General features: G+C 68.8%; 15 protein-coding genes. 3 read left to right on the plus strand and 12 right to left on the minus strand.

The genetic code is table 11. The annotated features are described in order from the left end of the window. Positions 1-4: 4 nt before the first annotated feature. Complete coding sequence (ilvD, locus tag ACSQ2F_RS05415; protein ID WP_436020555.1) at positions 5-1,840, minus strand: dihydroxy-acid dehydratase; 1,836 nt, start codon at positions 1,838-1,840, stop codon at positions 5-7. 246 nt (positions 1,841-2,086) lie between these two features. On the opposite strand from ilvD, the gene ACSQ2F_RS05420 reads away from it, so the two are divergent. Further along, on the plus strand, positions 2,087-2,878 hold the full coding sequence (locus ACSQ2F_RS05420) for a DUF1161 domain-containing protein (protein ID WP_436020557.1): 792 nt from the start codon (positions 2,087-2,089) through the stop codon (positions 2,876-2,878). A 98-nt stretch (positions 2,879-2,976) separates the two neighbouring features. Here the strand turns inward: ACSQ2F_RS05420 and ACSQ2F_RS05425 are convergent, their stop codons facing one another. Together ACSQ2F_RS05425 and ACSQ2F_RS05430 are read right to left on the minus strand one after the other, a co-directional pair. Next, positions 2,977-4,077, minus strand: a complete 1,101-nt coding sequence (locus tag ACSQ2F_RS05425) for a catalase family protein (protein WP_436020559.1) — start codon at positions 4,075-4,077, stop codon at positions 2,977-2,979. 78 nt (positions 4,078-4,155) lie between these two features. Further along, positions 4,156-5,049, minus strand: coding sequence for a dienelactone hydrolase family protein (locus ACSQ2F_RS05430; protein WP_436020561.1), 894 nt, complete (start codon positions 5,047-5,049; stop codon positions 4,156-4,158). A 157-nt stretch (positions 5,050-5,206) separates the two neighbouring features. Between ACSQ2F_RS05430 and ACSQ2F_RS05435 the strand changes: the two genes are divergently transcribed. Then, on the plus strand, positions 5,207-5,836 hold the full coding sequence (locus tag ACSQ2F_RS05435; protein ID WP_436020563.1) for a glutathione S-transferase family protein: 630 nt from the start codon (positions 5,207-5,209) through the stop codon (positions 5,834-5,836). 28 nt (positions 5,837-5,864) lie between these two features. Here the strand turns inward: ACSQ2F_RS05435 and ACSQ2F_RS05440 are convergent, their stop codons facing one another. Next, positions 5,865-6,620 (minus strand): glucose 1-dehydrogenase, encoded by a 756-nt coding sequence (locus ACSQ2F_RS05440; RefSeq protein ID WP_436020565.1) that lies wholly within the window; start codon positions 6,618-6,620, stop codon positions 5,865-5,867. A 121-nt stretch (positions 6,621-6,741) separates the two neighbouring features. Between ACSQ2F_RS05440 and ACSQ2F_RS05445 the strand changes: the two genes are divergently transcribed. Next, complete coding sequence (locus ACSQ2F_RS05445; RefSeq protein ID WP_436020567.1) at positions 6,742-7,641, plus strand: LysR family transcriptional regulator; 900 nt, start codon at positions 6,742-6,744, stop codon at positions 7,639-7,641. A gap of 655 nt (positions 7,642-8,296) precedes the next feature. Here the strand turns inward: ACSQ2F_RS05445 and ACSQ2F_RS05450 are convergent. From ACSQ2F_RS05450 to ACSQ2F_RS05485, 8 genes are all read right to left on the minus strand, one after another. Further along, positions 8,297-8,899, minus strand: a complete 603-nt coding sequence (locus ACSQ2F_RS05450; protein ID WP_436020569.1) for a hypothetical protein — start codon at positions 8,897-8,899, stop codon at positions 8,297-8,299. Positions 8,900-8,994: 95 nt separating this feature from the next. After that, a complete protein-coding gene (locus tag ACSQ2F_RS05455; protein ID WP_436020570.1) occupies positions 8,995-9,762 on the minus strand; it encodes a PEP-CTERM sorting domain-containing protein in 768 nt (255 codons plus the stop codon). A gap of 482 nt (positions 9,763-10,244) precedes the next feature. Beyond that, positions 10,245-11,720: a DUF3482 domain-containing protein gene (locus tag ACSQ2F_RS05460; RefSeq protein ID WP_436020572.1), complete on the minus strand. Its 1,476-nt coding sequence runs from the start codon at positions 11,718-11,720 to the stop codon at positions 10,245-10,247. Then, entirely contained in the window at positions 11,717-13,072 is a 1,356-nt protein-coding gene (locus ACSQ2F_RS05465) for a DUF2868 domain-containing protein (RefSeq protein WP_436020574.1), read from the minus strand. The genes ACSQ2F_RS05460 and ACSQ2F_RS05465 overlap by 4 nt, the downstream gene beginning before the upstream one ends. 84 nt (positions 13,073-13,156) lie before the next feature. Continuing rightward, positions 13,157-14,209: a M48 family metallopeptidase gene (locus tag ACSQ2F_RS05470; RefSeq protein ID WP_436020576.1), complete on the minus strand. Its 1,053-nt coding sequence runs from the start codon at positions 14,207-14,209 to the stop codon at positions 13,157-13,159. Beyond that, a complete protein-coding gene (locus ACSQ2F_RS05475) occupies positions 14,206-15,501 on the minus strand; it encodes a YjgN family protein (RefSeq protein ID WP_436020578.1) in 1,296 nt (431 codons plus the stop codon). Before ACSQ2F_RS05475 ends, ACSQ2F_RS05470 begins: the two co-directional genes overlap by 4 nt. Positions 15,502-15,732: 231 nt before the next feature. Further along, positions 15,733-17,469 carry a protein kinase domain-containing protein gene (locus tag ACSQ2F_RS05480; RefSeq protein ID WP_436020580.1) on the minus strand — a complete coding sequence of 579 codons (1,737 nt, stop codon included), beginning with the start codon at positions 17,467-17,469 and terminating at the stop codon, positions 15,733-15,735. 67 nt (positions 17,470-17,536) lie between these two features. Next, entirely contained in the window at positions 17,537-18,349 is an 813-nt protein-coding gene (locus ACSQ2F_RS05485) for a formate/nitrite transporter family protein (protein WP_436020582.1), read from the minus strand. Positions 18,350-18,969: the final 620 nt, after the last annotated feature.

The following is an 18,969-nucleotide window of genomic DNA, read 5'->3' on the forward strand; positions in this document are numbered from 1 at the left end:
AGGCTCAGTCCTCGAGCTGCGACAAGTCGCGCACCGCGCCCTTGTCGGCCGACATCACCAACTTGGCGTAGGCCTTCAGCGCGGCCGACACCTTGCGCTTGCGCGGCTGCGCCGGCTTCCAGCCGAGGCGGTCCTGCTCGGCGCGACGGCGCGCCAGCTCCTCGTCGGAGACCAGCACGTTGATGCTGCGGTTGGGGATGTCGATGCGAATGCGGTCGCCGTTGCGCACGAGGCCGATGGCGCCGCCCGCCGCGGCCTCCGGCGAGGCGTGGCCGATGGAGAGGCCCGAGGTGCCGCCCGAGAAGCGCCCGTCGGTCAGCAGGGCGCAGGCCTTGCCAAGGCCCTTGGACTTGATGTACGAGGTGGGGTAGAGCATCTCCTGCATGCCGGGGCCGCCCTTGGGGCCTTCGTAGCGCACGATGACGATGTCGCCGGCCTTGACCTTGTCGGCCAGGATGTCGGCCACCGCCTCGTCCTGCGATTCGGTGACGTGGGCCGGGCCTTCGAACACCATCAGGTTGTCGTCGACGCCGGCGGTCTTCACGACGCAGCCGTTGAGCGCGATGTTGCCCGTCAGCACGGCCAGGCCGCCCTCCTGGGAGAACGCATGCTCGACCGAGCGGATGCAGCCTTCGGCACGATCGGTGTCGAGGCTGGGCCAGCGGGTGGACTGGCTGAAGGCGATCTGGGTCGGCTTGCCGGCGGGGCCTGCGCGATAGAACTTCTGCACTTCCGGAGCTTCGGTGCGCTTGACGTCCCACTGGTCGAGGGCGTCCTTCAGCGTGCGCGTGTGGACCGTCGGCACGTCGGTGTGCAGCTTGCCGGCGCGGTCGAGTTCACCGAGGATGGCCATGATGCCGCCGGCACGGTGCACGTCCTCGATGTGGTACTTCTGGGTGTTGGGGGCCACCTTGCAGAGCTGGGGCACCACGCGCGAGAGGCGGTCGATGTCCTTCATGGTGAAGTCGATCTCGGCTTCCTGGGCGATGGCCAGCAGGTGAAGGATGGTGTTGGTCGAGCCGCCCATCGCGATGTCGAGCGTGATGGCGTTCTCGAAGGCCTTCATGCCGATGGCGCGGGGCAGCACGCTCGCGTCGTCCCGGTCGTAGTAGCGCTTGGCCAGGTCGACGATGAGGTGGCCGGCGCGCTTGAAGAGCTGCTCGCGGTCGGCGTGCGTCGCGACGACCGTGCCGTTGCCGGGCAGCGAAAGGCCCATGGCTTCGGTGAGGCAGTTCATCGAGTTGGCGGTGAACATGCCCGAGCACGAGCCGCAGGTGGGGCAGGCCGAGCGCTCGACTTCTGCCACTTCCTCGTCCGACACATTGGGGTCGGCGGCCATCACCATCGCGTCGATCAGGTCGAGCTTCACGACACCCAGCTTGGTCTTGCCGGCTTCCATCGGGCCACCTGACACGAAGACGACGGGAATGTTGAGCCGCATGGCGGCCATCAGCATCCCCGGGGTGATCTTGTCGCAGTTGGAGATGCACACCATGGCGTCGGCGCAGTGCGCGTTGACCATGTACTCGACCGAGTCGGCAATGATGTCCCGGCTCGGCAGCGAGTACAGCATGCCGTCATGCCCCATGGCGATGCCGTCGTCCACCGCGATGGTGTTGAATTCCTTGGCCACCCCGCCGGCCGCCTCGATCTCGCGCGCCACCAGCTGACCCATGTCCTTCAGGTGGACGTGGCCCGGCACGAACTGCGTGAAGGAGTTCACGACCGCGATGATGGGCTTGCTGAAGTCCTCGTCCTTCATGCCGGTGGCACGCCACAGCGAACGGGCACCAGCCATGTTGCGGCCGGCGGTGGAGGTCTTGGAACGGTATGCAGGCATGGGAGCGTCGGGTTCGTTGCGGTCGAGGGAAGGGCGGAAGGCCGTTGCGTCCGGAGGCGCGACAGCCGGTATTTTCGCCTACCTTGGATTCGCCCGTCGCGCGGCCCGTCTGCACGCCCGTGCCGTCGACGCCACACCCACTCGGGCGGGGTGGGTCAATCTCTACGCGACAGCGGTGAGTCCGGCCGGAAAATGCAGGGCAACGATGTGTAGAACCCGCTTTACCCTGCGAGCCCGGCCGTGCGCGTGACTTCGACGTTTTTCCCTGCCTTCGACCCTGCCGTCCGTCCTGCCCTTCTGGCGCTTGCCGCGGCCACCGGCTTGCTGCTCGCCAGCTCGCCCGCTGCCGCCCAAGTCGGCGCCTGCGAGGACTTGAAGGCCCGTCTCGCGCAGCGCATCTCCGGCGGCCCGGGCAGCTACGTGATGGACGCCGTTCCGGCGGCCGCGGCCGTGCCGCCCGGCGTCAAGGTCATCGGCACCTGCGGCGGGGGGGCCTGGAAGGTGCTGTTCCGGCGCGGCAGCGCGCCGATCGTGCTGGATGGCGCGACGTTGGCCCCGGCTCCGGTTCCAACTCCAACGCCTGCTCCGACGGGATCTTCTTCGCAGGGGGCATCGTCCACCGCGACGAAGCCGGCCCGGGCGGAGATGGCAGGTGCGGCTGCGATTGTTCCGGCGGCGGCCTCCGCTCCGATATCACGGGTGGCCGTCGGCAAGGAAGGCGCGCGCCCAGCCGAGCATCCTGCGGCGGTCGTCGCGACGCCCGAGCCTGGGCGGTCGGCGAGCGTCGAGCCGAGCCGGCCATCTTCGACGAGCGAACCGCCCGTGCCGCCTGGCGAAGCTACGCAGTCGCGCACGTCCGCCGATGCCACCGTCTCGGACACACCGTCGTCGGGCACCCTGCGCACCGTCATCGAGCGGCATCGCCTCTGGCTCGCCGGCCTCGCGGGCCTTCCTCTGGTCGCGTGGCTGTACGCCTGGATGGCACGCCGACGCGCCTATGACGAGCAGGGGCTGCCTCGGGGACCGCGTCTGAACTGAGCGCGGCCCGCCCACCGGGCAATGCGCACCGGACCGTGGTGCCGGTTCACGTTGGCCGTCGCGCGGGCCCTCATCGGCCTGACGTCTCCCGCAAGCGTCTAGTCGGGAAAGCCGTCAAGGGACCGCGGCTCACCCACCGACCGCCCGTTGCGCTGCGCGCGGTGGGCCGCCGACGCCTCATAGGCGCGCCGCCGCACCCGCATGATCACACCCAGTGGCTGGTGCGCGACGAGCCCGTGCCACGGGCTGAACGACATGCCGTCGTCGACGGTGGCCGACCGGGCTTCGCTCCAGGCCACCTGGTTCGGCACACGCAAGGTGGCGACCGGAACGTGCGGGCTCAGGTCGTCGGGCCAGGCGATGCTGGCGTTCTCGATGGGCATCTTCTCGAGGTCGGTATTCAGTTGCACGCGCAGGTCCCACTCGCTCATCGGGTGCGCCGCGAAGAAGGCCACCATCGCCTCGCGCAAGCCGTCGGGATGGCCGCTCACGTCGAGCGTGGCATGGGCCAGCGCGGTGAGGTGGTCGGAGCGGGGGCTGAGCGACACCTTGGCGACATGGTCCCCGTAGCGGATCGCCGCCTGGCTGTGGTACGTCTCCCCCAGTGGATGCGTTTCGGGGTGGCCGCCGAAGGCCTTGATGGCGCCGCTCTCATGGCCGGTCGCCTCGACCAGACGTTCGGCGCCCCGCAGGGCGGCCGAGAGCACCTTCTTCAGTCCCGGCCCGCGGTCGGTCGTCGCGGCGAGGAGCTTCAAGCCCTGCAGGAAGCTCTTGGCCGTCGGCGACAGGAACGTTTGGCTGTTGACCAGCACGAAGTCCTGGGTGGTGTCGGCCGGGTTGCCCGAGAGCTGCTCGCCCTGCACGCCGATCACCTTGAGCGCCAGGCCGCGTGGCGTGGAGACGCTGTCGTCCAGCACGTCGCCCGGCGTGGTCGAGATGCGCACCACCGCGTCGATGCTGCCCGGGTGGGCGAAGAGCCCCTGCGCCAGCGGCGGCGGCAGGTCGGACGCGACGACGAGTTGTCCGCGCAACAGGGCATGGCTCTTGGCATGCACGCTGCGCAGCCCGTGCCCGCCGTCCTCGTAGGTCTTGCGGGAGATGTCGAGCAGCGTTTCGATCAGTTCGGCCGTGGTGCCGGCTTCGTCGTCCTCGGGCACCTCGAGCGAAGGGCTGTAGCGCAGGGGTGGGCGGGCGGTCATGAGGGCTCCTGGAAAGTGGTCCGCCTCCAGGGCAAACGCCGCACCCGGTGCCTCGCCCTGCAACGCGGCGGAACGCCGTCAGGCCAGGTGGCGCTTGAGGAAGCTGATGGTGCGCTCCCAGGCAACGGCAGCCGCCTCGGCGTCGTAGCGGGGCGTGGTGTCGTTGTTGAAGCCGTGCTGCGTGCCCGGGTACTGGTGCACCTCGTAGCGCACGCCGGCAGCTTTCAGGGCGGCCTCATAGGCCGGCCAGGCGGCGTTGATGCGCTCGTCGACGGCCGCCAGGTGCACCAGCAATGGCGCCTTCACCGAAGCCGCCTGCTCGGGCGCCGGGCTGTTGCCGTAGAACGGGACGGCTGCTTCCAGGGCCTGCGGCTGCGTCGCGAGCCAGTGCGCCATGCCCCCGCCGTAGCAGAAGCCCACGGCGCCGAGCTTGCCGTTGCTGTCCGGGCGGGCGTCGAGCCATGCGGCGGCCGCGACGAAGTCCTCGCGCGTCTTGCCCTGGTCAAGCGTGGCAAAGGCCGCTCGAGCCTTGTCCTCGTCACCGGGATACCCGCCCAGTGGCGTGAGGGCATCGGGCGCGAACGCCATGAAGCCCTCGAGGGCCATGCGGCGGGTCACGTCCTCGATGTGCGGATTGAGGCCGCGGTTCTCGTGGATGACCAGCACGGCGGGCAGGCGCCGGTCTGCGGCGGCACGCGGCCGCGCCAGGTAGCCACGGATGCCGCCCGTGCCCGATGGGGTCGGGGCCGTGAGCCGTTCAGTTGTCAGTCGCTTGTCATCGGCCTTGACCTGCTCGCCCCGCGCGAAGTCCGGACTCAAGGCCGCCAGCAGGCCGGCGGCGGTGACACCGGCCTTGGCGAAACGTCGGGCCTTGTCGAGGAACCCCCGCCGATCGAGATCGCCGTGCACATAGGCGTCGAAGAGGATGAGGAGTTCCTGGTCGAAATCCTGGGCGGTGAGGCGAGGCGGCATGGCGGGCTCCGGGAGTGGTGCGCCAGGGTACGCGCGCCGCCGGTGCCCCGGCGGTCGACAGGGCTTTCGTGCGCCCGCTTGCACCTCGCTTCGGCACGTGGAGGCGGGTGAGCGCATTCAGGTATTGTTTGAACCTTCCTCCCAGGGACCCGCCTCAATGATCCTCGTTGGCCAATATGACAGCCCCGTCACTCGCCGCGTCGCCATCGCGCTGCACCACTACGGCATGCCCTTCAGCCGCGACACGCGTTCCATCTTCGGAGATGCGGCAGCTGTCGCGAAGATCAGCCCCCTGACCCGCATCCCGGCCCTCGTCCTGGACGACGGCGAGGTGCTCATCGACAGTGCGGCGATCCTCGATTACCTCGACGAGGAGGCGGGTAACGCGGCCCTGATTCCCGGCTCCGGGCCCGCGCGCCGACTTGTCCTCCAGATGACAGCCCTGGCCCAAGGCACCCTCGAAAAGGTCGCGGCCGTCGTCTATGAAAGGCACTTCCATTCCCCCGAACATCAAAGCGCCGAGTGGCTTGCCCGCTGCCTTGGCCAAGCCCGCGCAGGCCTTGACGAGCTTGCGCGTCGCGTCGCGACACCCTTTGCCTGCGGGGCAACGCTCAGCCATGCCGATGTCATGATCACCACGCTGATCTGGTACATGCAGGACCGGATGGACGAAGTGCTTTCCCCCACCGCCCACGCTGCACTGATCATCTTGGCCGAACACTGCGAAACCCTGCCGGCCTTCCGCGCTGCCGCCTTGAGCGATTTCGAAAAGATGCCGCGCAGCTAGTGTCCGCAATGGGTGGACCCGTTGCGGCTCAGCGCGCCACGTAGCCGCCGTCGATCAGCAGCCCGACGCCGGTGATGAAGCTGGCGCGGGGCGAAGCCAGGAACAGCACGGCCTCGGTCACTTCGTCGGCCGAGCCGGAGCGACCGGCCGGCGTCTCCTCGGTGAAGCCGGTGCGGGCTTGTACGTCGCCGCCCCATACGCGGTCCTGCATCGACGTGTCGATCAGGCCCGGGTTCACCGCGTTGACGCGGATGCCGCGCTGCGCATACTCGAGCGCCGCGGTACGCGTCAAACCCATTACCGCATGCTTGCTCGCGATATACAGCGCGAAGTTCGGGAAGCCGATCTCGCTCCCCATTGACGCGTTGTTGACGATCGCGCCGCCGCCCGTTTGCAGCATGGCGCGAAGCTCGTGCTTCATCGCCGAGAACACCCCACGCACGTTGGTGTTCATGACCAGGTCGAAGTTGTCGTTGTCCTGCTCGGCGAACTCGGCGCTGCGGCCTTCGGTGCCCGCGTTGTTGTAGGCCACGTCGAGTCGGCCATGGTGCGAGAGCGCCAGTTGCACCAACGCTTCCACATCGGCCTCGCGCGTCACGTCGGTGCGAGCGAACACCGCGTTGCCGCCTTCCGCGCGGATCTGATCCACCAAGGCTTCGCCCTCGGCCTCGCGGCGCGCGCCCAGCACCAACTTTGCGCCCTGGCGCGCGAAGGCCAGCGCGGCCGAACGGCCCATGCCCGAGCTGGCGCCGGTGATCAGCACGACCTTGTCCTTGAATTCCATGCAATTGCTCCAGTGATTGCCGGCGGGGTGCCGACGATGGAACGCAGTATGGAAACCGGTGCTGATCCTGTGAATGAATTCGTTCGGAGATCAGAATTCCCAGACGAGGAATAATGGAACGATGCTGAACCGCATCGACCTGCTGCGCACCTTTCTCGTCGCGTACGAGACCCTGAACTTCCGCGAGGCTGCGATCCGCCTGTCGATCTCGCCGCAGGTGGTCACGCGGGCGGTCAAGGAACTCGAAGGCCATCTTGGCGAGCTGCTGTTCCACCGCAGCACCCGCAGCGTGCGACCGAGCGACTTCTGCGAGCGCTTCGTGGCCGACGCGCGCCAGGCGTTGCAGGGCGTCGATGCCCTGTTCGCGGCGGCGATGCCGATGAAGGATGAGCGCGTGGAAGGGCTGGTGCGCATCGCGGCGCCGACGATGCAGGGTCGGCGCTTCGTGATGCCCGTTCTCGAACGCCTGGCGCGGCAGCATCCTGACCTGTGCTTCGACCTGCGGCTGTCCGACCAGGTGGTCGACGCGGTGGCGGAACGCATCGACGTCGGCGTGCGCGCCGGCCGCCTCCGCGACAGCCGCTTTGTCGCGCGAGCGGTGTCGTCGGTCTCGCTGCGCATCGTCGCAGCGCCGGTGCTGCTCAAACGCATCGGACCGGTGGCGTCGGTGGCCGCCCTGGATACCCTGCCCACCACCCAACTGATTGACCGCAACACCGGTCGTCCCTGGCCATGGACGCTGAATCGCGAGCGCAAGATCCTGCCGGCACTCCCCGCATTCGTCACCGACGACGTCCAGGCCGAGTGCGATGCGGTGCTCGCCGGCATGGGCATCGGTCAGCTGGCCGGCGTGCTGGTCGCCGACCACTTGCGCAGCGGTGCGCTGCGGGAGCTGCTGCCCGAGACGGCGCCCAAGCCCTGGCCACTGTCGGTCTACCGCGTGCAGCGCCAGCCGGTACCGGCGCGCATCCGGCTGGTGTACGAGGCCCTGCTGGAGGGTCTGCACGAGGTCGAGAGTTGATGTGGCGAGGAGGTGCGGTGCTTCGGACGTTTCGGCCGGCTGAACGTCTGGTATCGGTGCTGGTTTTCTCGCTGTGGAAGGTCGGCTCAGGACCTGTTCGGTGCAGCCGACCCGCGCCGGACCGGCTGCTCAGGATCGAACCGCGATCGCCACATGCTTGACGGCTGGCGTCAGGTGAGCAGCGGCCCTGCGTCGTACCGCCAGTTGTGAGGCCGGCCGTGATCGAAGCAGCTGCTCTGACGGCCGGCGCGTACGACTCTGATGCGCCTCAAGCGGCCGCTCGCCCACCGCGTTCGACGGACCGCTCCTGACCGATGGCAGTCTCGAGCAGCAGCATCTGCGTAGGCCCGCTTGCGCTGTGCTTAGCGGCCTTCCGCTTCAGGCTGAGGCCGTGTGAAAACTCGGTTGCGAGCTAGGGAGGCGTGACGTCGACCTCTCAGATCACGCCAGGATCGCCGAACGCGATGGCACCAGGGGTGTCGCGGCCCCGGAAAAGAGTTGCCGAATGAGTTCTCACACAGTCTCGGCTGGAAGCGGTCCTGCCGACAAGCGCCATTCGAGGCCCGCATAGGAAGCAGATTGGGCCGAGGCTTGACGATTCACTGGGCGGCACGAAGTTCTCAGTGGGCTAGTTTCGTGCAGGGTGCACATCCGGTCATTGATCCGTAGAGGCAAGCCCGTTGAACAACTGCGCTGACCACTCGCTCCGTGTTCGTACCAACTCAAGGTACGGCTCGCTTCGCCATGCTTGGAGATCTTCGATGATCGAAGCCACAGCGAGCACGTCAGCAAACCCTTTGGATTCAACCACCGCGGTACGCCCGGCGGGCTCCACTGCGCCCCAAATGAGGATGGCGCCGTCTACCGTCATTGCCTTCTTCCCTACTAGGACCTCCAGCGATCCGGGGTTCTTGGCAAACTCTAGCAACGAAGTGAAGGCATCTTTGACGTGGTGGTCGAGTTGCTGCGTACCGGTCAAAGTCAGATACCGGTAGTTCTGATACTCGATCTCGCACTTCATCTCAGCCACGTAGACCTTGCCGGTCTCGCGAGCCTTCAACGTGAAGTCCAAGGTGTAGCCGCGCTCGCCCGGCCTCCGAAGAGTCGGTCGACCAACATCCTCGTACGGGGCCCGCTCATCTGCAGCCCAAATCCTGATGATCTCCTCAGAGAAAATTCCGAACACGCGCGAGAGGAACTTCCCTCGCATCGTTGGCGCATCGAGTTGCCTGAAAAGCGCGCGAAAGCGGTCAGTCATAGCCCATTCTCACATCGGACGCGGACATTCCAGCCGCGCGACCATCTGCGTAGCGGACCTTCCGGGCGGCTCGATCGGCGCGGCGACAGAGCCGGTCAGTCCGGCGTGACGCGCTTGCGGCGGCGCGCGGCGAAGCCGACCACGCTGACACCCGCCATCATCATCGCGACCGATGCCGGCTCGGGCACCGGTGCGGCCACCGGCGGCAGCACCGGCGAACCCTGCAGACTGGCCCAGGTCGTCGCGCTGATCCAGGTGGAGGTGTCGTCGATGAGATCCGCCGAGACGGACAGCCGGCCGGAGTACGTGGTGTGGCCGTCCCACGGGGACGAGATGTAGTGGGTCGTGGTCGCACTTCCAATTCCGAACAAGGCCATCGCGAAGCTGCCATTGTTTGCACTGCCCGCCAGGTCGTCCACTGTGAGCGTGAACGGCACCGACAGAGTCACGCGCGAGGCGCCCGACACCCACACCTCCAGGCCGCGCGTCGCCATCAGCGTCAACTCACCGGGCGTTGGGGCCGTGCCGCCGATACTTGAGGATAGCCGGTCGGCATCGAACGCGACGGTGCCGTTCCACGTGGCGCCTGCCAGTGACGTGCTGGCGTCACTCACCATGTCCGCGAAGGACGGCCCGACGACGTCGCACGGGCCTGGCACGTCACACGACAGCCCATTGGTGTTCGAGGAGGCGAACCGGAGGGTGGCGGTGATGCCGTCGTCAGGAGCGATGTCCTCCAACCCGATGCTGATCGCAGACCACTGGATGGTGGCGGATGCAGAGACCGCATGCGCGGCGGAAACAGCCGACAAGGCGGCGCCGGACACCAGCAACCCACGTAGCACTTGGCGTGCGATCGACATCGAGATCCTCCTGAATGCCCGCCTCAGATGGCGGTGTGTGGCCATTCTGGATCGGTTTTCAGGGGTGACCCGCCCCCATGAATGCGGGGGGTGAAAACTCAGAACCGATGGCAACAGCAGGCCTGAATCAGTGTCTGAATATCCGCTGCCGCTGTGCATCGCGGTCGTTGAGATCAGCAAATGTGAACCGGCCTGGCCGCAAGGTCAGGAACCATGAAGGGCACGGGCAGACAGCCGTTCACGGTTGGTGCGCAAACCAATGCCAGCGCAACCATCCGCGCTCAACAACTGTGGACGGCGACAGTTGTTGTGGTCGTTCAAGGTTGCCGAGCCTTGTCCGGCGTTGTTGGTTCAGACCAGGCCGCGAGGGACTGCATCAGGCGGACGTCCCGCGCCACCCGTGTATCGCCGGATGAGGTTGGACGTCACGCCGCTGCGGGCGACCGTTGCTGACGCGATGGCCCCATAACCATGTCCCACGATCACGCCGCATCAGCCCCGGGCCACGCGCCCGGATAAAGCCGCTCGATCACCTCCCTGGTGGCCCGTGCGAGCACGGGTTCCAGTCCCCGCGCGAGGCGGTCGGCATCGCCGGCATTGGCCTGCGTCGGCGACCGGCTTTGCCAGAGGCTGGTGAGTGCTGATGCTTCACGGTCCAGCGCGGCCTGGACCAGACCGGGCCAGTGCGTCGGTGCCTCACCCTCTACCCATTGGCCGCGTCCGCGGCCGAAGTGGGCGATGGCGAGGTAGCGCAGCAGCGCCGCCTGGACGATGGGGCCGAGCGCGGCCTCGCTCCAGCCGGCGTACCCCTCGCCCGTGCCGCGCACCACGTTGATCGCACGCGCCACACCGGCGCCGCCCACGGCACCCAGCAGGCCGCCCGCCAGCATGCCGGCGCCGAGCGTGAGGCCGCCGGCCATCAGGTCGGCTGCGAGTCCGCTGAGTGCGCCACTCACCACGCCGCCCATCACCGACGCCCGCGCTTCGCCGACCGGCGCGCGCACCTCCACCTGCCCGGCCACACGCGCCAGGATCTGCGCCTGAACCCCTTTCTCGAGGCCGTGCACCGCGAGCAGCCGCGTGGTGCTCTCCCCCACCTCGCGCTCGAGTGCGTCGGCCAGCGCCCGCTGGGCCGCCGCCGCGCTCCGTTCGGGGCCCGATCGGAAACGGTCGAGCAGCCCGCCGCCTGCCTCAGGCAACGGCGCGCGCGCGGTGGCGATGAGGGCGAGGCTCGTGGACAGCTCGTGCATGGCCTGCGCGAAGGTGGCCAGGCGTTGTCGGGCCCAGGCCGCGTGGAGACGATCCATGCGGTCATCCGCGCCAAGGGCGCGACCGACGGCCTGCAGCAGCGCGCCTTCCTGCACCCAGCAGCGGGCGAAGGCATCCATCGGCAGCACCTGGCGCACCAGCGGCGTGCTGGCAAAGTGCGCTTGCCAGCGCGCCAGTTCGGCGGCCTCGTCGGCGGGCTCTCGCGGCGGCCCCATCTGGTTCATCAGCACCACGACGGGCTTGCCCACCCACTCCAGCAGCTGAAGCTCCGAGCGGATGTAGCCGGCGGCCGCGGGCGACTCGGCTGCGTTCACGAGGTAGAGCACCACGTCGCTCTCCTCGCGCACATGCCGCAGCGCCTGCTGGCTCGACCAGAAGGCCCGGTCGCGAAAGCGGTCCCACACCTGCGTGAGGAACCAGCCGAGCGGGGTGGACTGCAGCGCGAGACGGCGCGCCAGGCGCACGCTGTCGCCGAAGCCGGGGGTGTCCCACAGCTGGAGGACATCGCCCGCGGGGCTCTTGAGCAGCACGTGCATCTCGGCGAACTCGGTGACGTGCGGCGCGTCCCGCACTTCGCCGATGTCGCGGCCAAGCAGCGTGCGAGCCAGCGTCGTCTTGCCGGTGTTGGTGTGCGAGACGAGGGAGAGCTGGATGGGCGGCACCGAGCCGGAGTGCAGTTCACTGGTCATGGGAGGGCCGCCTTCAGGTCGCGTGCACCCGCCGTCAGGTCGGGTTGGGCGAGATCCGTGCAGACGATACCGGCGTGGTGGGCCCGGGCCAGGCGTTGCCAGGCCGCGCGTCGCTCTTCCAGGCGGGTGGGTTGGCCCTGGAAGCGGCGCGCGAAGGCGGATTCGTCGACCAGGGCCAGCACGGGCAGGGGCCCCGACAACACGTCGAGCAACCGCCCCTGGGCTTCGTCTTCCGGCGTGGCACCGAGATCGAAGAGCGCCAGGCGCAAGGTCGCGCCGACCGGCGCGGCGGCGGTCTGTTCCTCATCACCATACGCGACCGGCTCGCCCACCCGCAGGTCCACGTCAGGCCCCCAGTGCGCCGCCAGCAGGGAGCGCAGGCCGAGGGCCGCAGCGGCGCCCATCGGGGCACCATGCGGCCGCACGTCGAACACCATCCTGCCGCCGCTCTGCTGCAAGCGCAGGCGTTCGAAGTAGGCACCGTCCAACGGCAGAGGAAAGCGCCGCGTGCGCTGCCACGACTGCAGCGCCGCAATCAGGGCCAGCAAGGCCCGCGGCAGCACGACGAACAAGGCCAGCGTGGCCGCATACAGATGGATCCAGGGTGCCGCACCGGCGGTGGCGCTTGCACCAGGCGCAAGCCGCAGCGGCGCCACCTCCGGCACCGCGATGCCGGTCACGGCGGCCGCCGGCGCAAGGGCCACGTCGAGCACTGCCTGCACCGACGTGGCGTCGAGGAAGGTGCTTTGCCACCCGGCCCGGTAGTCGAGCACGAGGCCGCGGAGGTACATGCCGCCCGCAAGGCCGAGCGCCAGCATGGCCGCAGCCACGTGCAGAACCAGGGCAGCCCGCGGCATCGCGAGCCGCAGGCCGGGGCCGGCCCACAAGCGTTGCACCCCGGGCTTTCCGTCGGCCGTTCCGATGCCGAGCCGACTCAGCCAGCGACGGAGCGCATGGGTGCGTCCAGGCACCAGCATGCCGAGGTACATGGCCAGGTTCCAGAGCACGAGGGCCCACACGGGTGGCGCCAGCAGGTCGATGCGCTGGCCGGTACTGATGCGGTCGGCTGCCAGGCCCAGGGCCAGCGCCGCGACGGCCACCACGGCGATCCATGCGGGACGCCAGCGGCGGCCGTCGAGCCAACGCCGGGCGTCGGGGTCCCGGGGCAGCAGGCGGGCGAGGGCGTGCTGCGCCCGCAGCGTGAGGAAGCGTTCGAACGTCGCGTCATCGCCGGCATCCTGGCGCGCAGCCCGGGTGGCCCAGGCGCGGTCGTCATCGGTCCAGACGGAGGTGGGGGCGCCTTCTTCGTGCGCCTGGACAAGCACCACGCGGCGGGCTTCTGCTTCAGTCATCGTTGGACTGTAGCGCCCCTGCGTGGTCCGGCGTTCCTGGCCGCCCACTGGAAGGGCGCCAAGCCCGGGAGGCCATGCCGGGATTCAGTGCTTCGCGGCTGCCTCTCGAAAGCGAGCGATGCGTTCGTCGTCCGGAGGGTGGCTGCCGAGCGCGATGGGCAGTTCGGGGACGCCTTCCTCTTTTTGATGGGCCTTGAGCCGTTCGAACATCGTGGCCATCACGGCCGGCGAGATGGCGTTGGCCTGGAGCAGGGCGATGGCGTCGGTGTCGGCTTCGCGTTCGAAGTCACGGGAGTAGCCGAGGTGGCCGAGCATGGCGGGGGCCGTGGCCAGCACGCCGCTGAAGTCGCCGAAGGCGATGGCGGTGACGCTGCCCAGCAGCGTGGTCTGCGCGAGCATCCGCATGCCGTGGCGACGGCTGACATGCGAGGCCTCGTGGGCGAGCACGCCGATGATGATCTGCTCGTCGCCGCCCACCAGGTCCACCATCTCGTCGGTCAACACAACATGGCCGCCCGGCAGTGCGAAGGCGTTCGGGCCCATCTTGCTCTTGTGGAAGTGCAGGACGATCGGGGCGGTGCCCGCAGGGGCGTTTGCGGCCGCGCGTGTCCATGCCGCGCGCAGCTGTTGCTGGCGCGCGGCGGGCAACTCGCTGGGTTTGAGCCACCCCTCGTCGCGGATGGAGCGCATGGCCATCTCGCCGAGCTCGGCGTCCACCGAGGTGGGGACGAAGGCCAGCGCGGCGCGCGCGCCCACCGGCAGGCCCCAGGCATAGAGGCCGCCGCACAGCAGCACGAGCGCCAGGGCGCCGGCCGCGGTCCAGCGCCAACTCTGCTGCGCCTTGACGACCCACGACTCGCCCACTCGGCTGCGGCGCGACCAGTGGTCGAAGGCCAGCGGGTCGCCGAAATGCAGCGCGCCTCCGTCGGGCAGGTGCACGACCCGCGCGCCGTGCCGCTGCCGCTCGGGCCACTGCACGTCGCGCAGCGGCATGCGCAAGGTGCGACCGCCGTCGATCCAGGCGCAGAGTTCGTCGCCCATCACCCGCACATCGGCGGACGAGGGCTGAGCCGACACGCCGTCGAAGTACTGGGCCGCAATGGCCTCGGCGGCCTGGGCGGATGCGTTGCCGGTCACAGGCCGAAGTCGATGCCGAAGATGTCGCCTGCGGCGTCACCCGTGGCGTCGTTGTCCTTCTGGCCGGCGCGCCCGGCGAGGGCCTCGACGGGCCGACGGGTGTGGATGGTGACCGCCTCGAGCTTCAGGCGGGCCGAGGCCACTGCGGCGAAGGGCCAGTACAGGCCGAGGGTCAGCATCAGGAGCAACCAGTTCTTGAGCGTCAGGCCGAGCAGCGGCAGCAGGCGCAGGCGGCTCTCGAAGCGCACCTCGGTGCTCTTGGTGCGGCCCCAGACGAGGTTCTGCAGGCGCGAGGCGAGGTAGGTGTTGTTGATGCCCATGACCACCACGTAGCCCACGCCACCCACGAGGAAGAAGAGGAAGATCGCCGCGCCCAGACCACCTTCGGCCATGCCGCCGCTGGCCAGGGCCGCGAATGCCCCGAACCCGAAGACCGCCGCCACGCCGGCCACCACGACAGCCAGCACCACGGTCGAGAGCACCGACACGCCGAACGCCTTGGCAAACAGACCGTAGAAGGAACCCGGACCGGTGCGCAGGCTGCTTTGCACGCGGCCCAGGGCGTAGTGGTCATGCTGGTAGCGCTTGATGGACCACAGCATGAAGGGCACGAGCAGCAGGCTGGCGAGCACCGCCATGCCGAAGCCGGCCATCACCCATTGCGCCGTGGCCGAAGCGGCCGCCGCGGCCGCATCGGGTTCGGCGTCGGGCTCGGGCGCCAGCGCAATGAGCGCACCCACGATGACACCCGGGATCAGGACGGGCAGCATGGTCTTGTACGCGCCGGCCATGTCACCGGTGAAGTGAAAGCGCATGCCGCGCCAGCTGGTGTTGGCCAGGCGGAACCGCATGGAAGCGCGAAACAGCGCGGGCCACAGGGCAGCGACCGCCAGAACGGCAACTCCGCCTGCAATCGGCGAGAACTGCCCGGCCGCCGAGTAGGCGATGAAGAGCGCGCCGACGAGCAGCGTGCCGCGCAGCATGCGCTTCGGGTCGCCATGGAAGTCGAGGGCGTGCTCGCCCACCCAGGTGTTGCCGTAGAAGTAGCGCAGCTTGCGAACCTTGGCCCACGGGTGGTAGAGGCCGAGCGTCACGAGCGTGAGCAGCAGGTTGACGATCCAGATGCGGAAGTACTCGCTGCCGGAGGCGGTGAAGCGGATGGGCAGTTCGCTGCCGGGCAGCGATTCGCCGAAGCGGGTGGCCGGCCCCGAGTCGGACGGCGGCCCGAAGGACGAGCTGGCCGGGTCGCGCGGTTGCGGAGCGCGTGCGTCTCCGCCGAATGTGACGTTCATGGTTCTCTCTCCCTTGTATCCCCGGAGCAATCTAGCATCGGCCCTGGGCGTGCGCTCCCCACCAACGGGGGGGAGAACCCGATGGGTTCCCCGTCGGTCGGCGCGGATGTGACTTTGTGCCTGCCGGCGAGTCGCTGCGACGGAGCGCGCGCCATGGGCAATCACCGGCGCCGGGCCGGTGGGGGAGGCAAGGGGAACCCGACCGTGGGCCCTCGAGGACTTCGGACGTGCTCAGTGACCGAGTACGCGTGCGGCCAGCAGGCCCAGCGCGGCGAGGGTCGACGTGAGCGCCACGCCTTGCCAGAAGAGGACGGGATTGCGCTCCACGAGCGGGGGGGATCGCCGGGCGTGGAACTGAGGGCCGGGCGACTGGAGGTCGTGCGTGAACTCGGACAGCGCTTCCTGCCGCTTGTATGGGTTGGGGTGCAGGGCGCGGACGAGTACCGCGTCGAGCCACTCCGGCAGGTCCGGTCGCAGGTGCCGCACCGGCACGTAGCGAAGCCGCTTGAGGTCGGTCGGCGTGCGCAGCCGGGTGACGTGCAGCCCGTAGGGCAGGGCGCCGGTCAGCATTTGGTAGGTGAGCACGGCCAGGGAGAACAGCTCCGCCCGTGGGCTGCCGCCCGAGCCGACGAAGTACTCGGGCGCCGTGTACTGCAGGGTGCCGGCAATGGCCTCGGGACGTGCGGCGGCCGTGCCCTCGGTGAGGCCCGCCACGTGGGTGCACGCCAGGTCGATCAGCGTGACGGTGCCGTGCCGGTCGATCATGACGTTCGCCGGGCGCAGGTCCTGGTGCAGCATCTCCTTGGCATGCATCGCCTGCAGTCCGCGCGCGACCTGGGCCACGATGCCGCGGACGGAATCGAGGTCGGGCCGCGGGTGGTCGGTCATCCACTGAGCGAGCGTCTGCCCATCGACGAACTCCATCGCCACGTACACATGCTGCCGCGGGCGGTCCGCCTCGAAGGGTCGAACGACATGCGGGCTCTGAACGCGCCGTGCCACCCATTCCTCGAGCAGGAAGCTGTCGAGGTAGGCGGGGTCGGCGGCCAGGTCGACCGAGGGCGTCTTCAGCACGACCTGCCGGCCGCTGCTGTCGTCCACCGCCAGGTGCACGTGGCTGCGCGAGCTGGCGTGCAGCTCGCGCACGATGGTGTACCCCTCGAAGCGGAGCCGGGGCGAGAGTGGCGGCGGCAGTGCGAGGCCGGCACGCTGTTGCTGCAGTTGGAGCGGTTCGGCGATGGGAAGCCCGTCGACGCGCACGAGTTGCACCGTCATGTCGTCGTCCGCGCCGCGGGCAAGCGCCGTCTCCACGAGGGCGCACGCCGCCGCGTCGAGGTCGTCCGGGTGCCGGATCAGCGCCTCGTGCACGCAGCCCGCATCGAGGTGGTCGTAGGCGCCATCGGTGGCGAGCAGGTAGACCTCGCCGACTTCAGCGGGCAGGCAGCGGTAGTCGATCTCGACGTTGGGGCCGGCACCGAGCGCGCGCCCGAGGAACGACTCGACCGAGGACAGGTGGATGCGGTGGTCGTCGGTGAGCTGCTCCAGCGCCTGCGCATGCACCCGGTAGATGCGGGAATCGCCCACATGCAGCAGGTGCACCTCGCGGCCCTTCAGGATCAGGCCGCTGAAGGTGCAGACGTACCCTCGGTCCTTGTCGAAGCGGCCGTGGCCCCGCATGGTCTGGGCGTGCAGCCAGGCGTTGGTGGCACCCAGCACGCGTTGTGCCGATCGGCGCACCGACCAGGCGTCGGATGTCGCGTAGTAGTCGTCGAGGAAGCTGCGCACCGCCGCCGCACTGGCCTCCTGGCTGACGGCGCTGGAGCCGATGCCGTCGGCCAGGGCCACCGCAATGCCCTTGCTCCGTCGGAGCGAGGGCGGCGGCAGCATGGCGCCGTGAAAGTCCTGGTTCACGCCATCGCCGCCGGCGCGCGAATGCTGGCCGAGCGAGACGCTCAGGTCGGAGCTCATCAGATGGCGGGGCGCTCGTCGACGGACGGGTGGCGCAGGCGGCGCCCGCGCCACCCGCTGCGTGGCTTCAGGCGATGGCGCGCTTGGGGGCCGTCTTGTAGTGGGTGGCGTAGAGCGTGGCGCCCACGAAGGTCAGTCCGCCGACGAGGTTGCCGATCACGGTGGGCAGCTCGTTCCAGATGATGTAGTCCATCAGCGTGAAGTTGCCGCCGAGCATCAGGCCCGTGGGGAACAGGAACATGTTGACGATGGAGTGCTCGAAGCCCATGTAGAAGAAGATCATCACGGGCATCCACATGCCGATGGCCTTGCCCGACACCGAGGTCGACATCATCGCGGCCACCACGCCGGTGGAGACCATCCAGTTGCACATGACGCCCCGCACGAAGAGCGTGAGCATGCCGGCCGCGCCGTGGGCGGCATAGCCCACCGTGCGACCTTCGCCGATGGTGCCCAGCTTCTGGCCCACGGCGCTCGGGGCCTCGGAGAAGCCGAACGTGAAGATGATGGCCATGAACAGGGCCACGGTCAGCGCACCGGCGAAGTTGCCGCAGAACACCAGGCTCCAGTTGCGCATCACGCCGCCCCAGGTGGCCCCGGGGCGCCTGTCGAAGACGGCCAGCGGCGCCAGCGTGAAGACGCCGGTGAGCAGGTCGAAGCCGAGCAGGTACAGCATGATGAAGCCTACCGGGAACAGCATCGCCCCCACGAGCGGGTTGCCGGTGTTCACCGTGACCGTGACGGCGAACGCCGCGGCCAGCGCCAGGATGGCACCGGCCATGTACGACCGGATCAGCGTGTCGCGGGTCGACATCAGCAGCTTCGATTCACCGGCGTCGACCATCTTGGTGACGAATTCGGCGGGGGCAAGATAAGCCATGGTGGACTTCCTTCAGGGTGGGAGCGGACGATGCACGCGGGGAACGGCCCCCCGGAGAACATGAAACGGAAACGGGCGTCGCAGTGCTTCCCCGCTGCGCGGGGGTCAAGCACCAGGACGCCCTTATCCGTGGATGCGATTCCGATGGCCGCGTACGCGCGGTTCACCGGTCACCGGGCCGCCTTTAGCCCGATGGCGAGCTTCCTTGAGCAGGTTCCATGCCGTCCGATTCGGGCGCCCCGGTCGATGAGCTGGATCCCTTCCCGGTGCATTCGGCCCGTTGAGCCGCGCGCGTAGCCTCAAGAAGGTGCGCAGCGGGCACCTTGTTGGGTCCGACTGCCGAGCGACGTCGGTTCACTGCCGCGAGCCGGAGATGGCACAAAAGGTCATTGGGTCGACCTGTTGCATTCAAGGGGGCGTTCTCGGTGTCTCGCTGACGCTTCGAAACTCACCTTGTTGTTTGCCGCGAGGAACAACTTGGGGATGGTGAAGGGAACTGAGGCGAGTCAGACTCGACGCTCCTTCGACTCTCGCACGTCCTATGTCCTTCGCGGCCCACAAACGCCCATGGCAGTTCATCGTCCCCCTGATGGCAGCGTCTGTTGGTGCTGGCTGCGGGG

This window comes from Rhizobacter sp. LjRoot28 (assembly GCF_964253025.1).
GTDB lineage: Bacteria > Pseudomonadota > Gammaproteobacteria > Burkholderiales > Burkholderiaceae_C > Rhizobacter.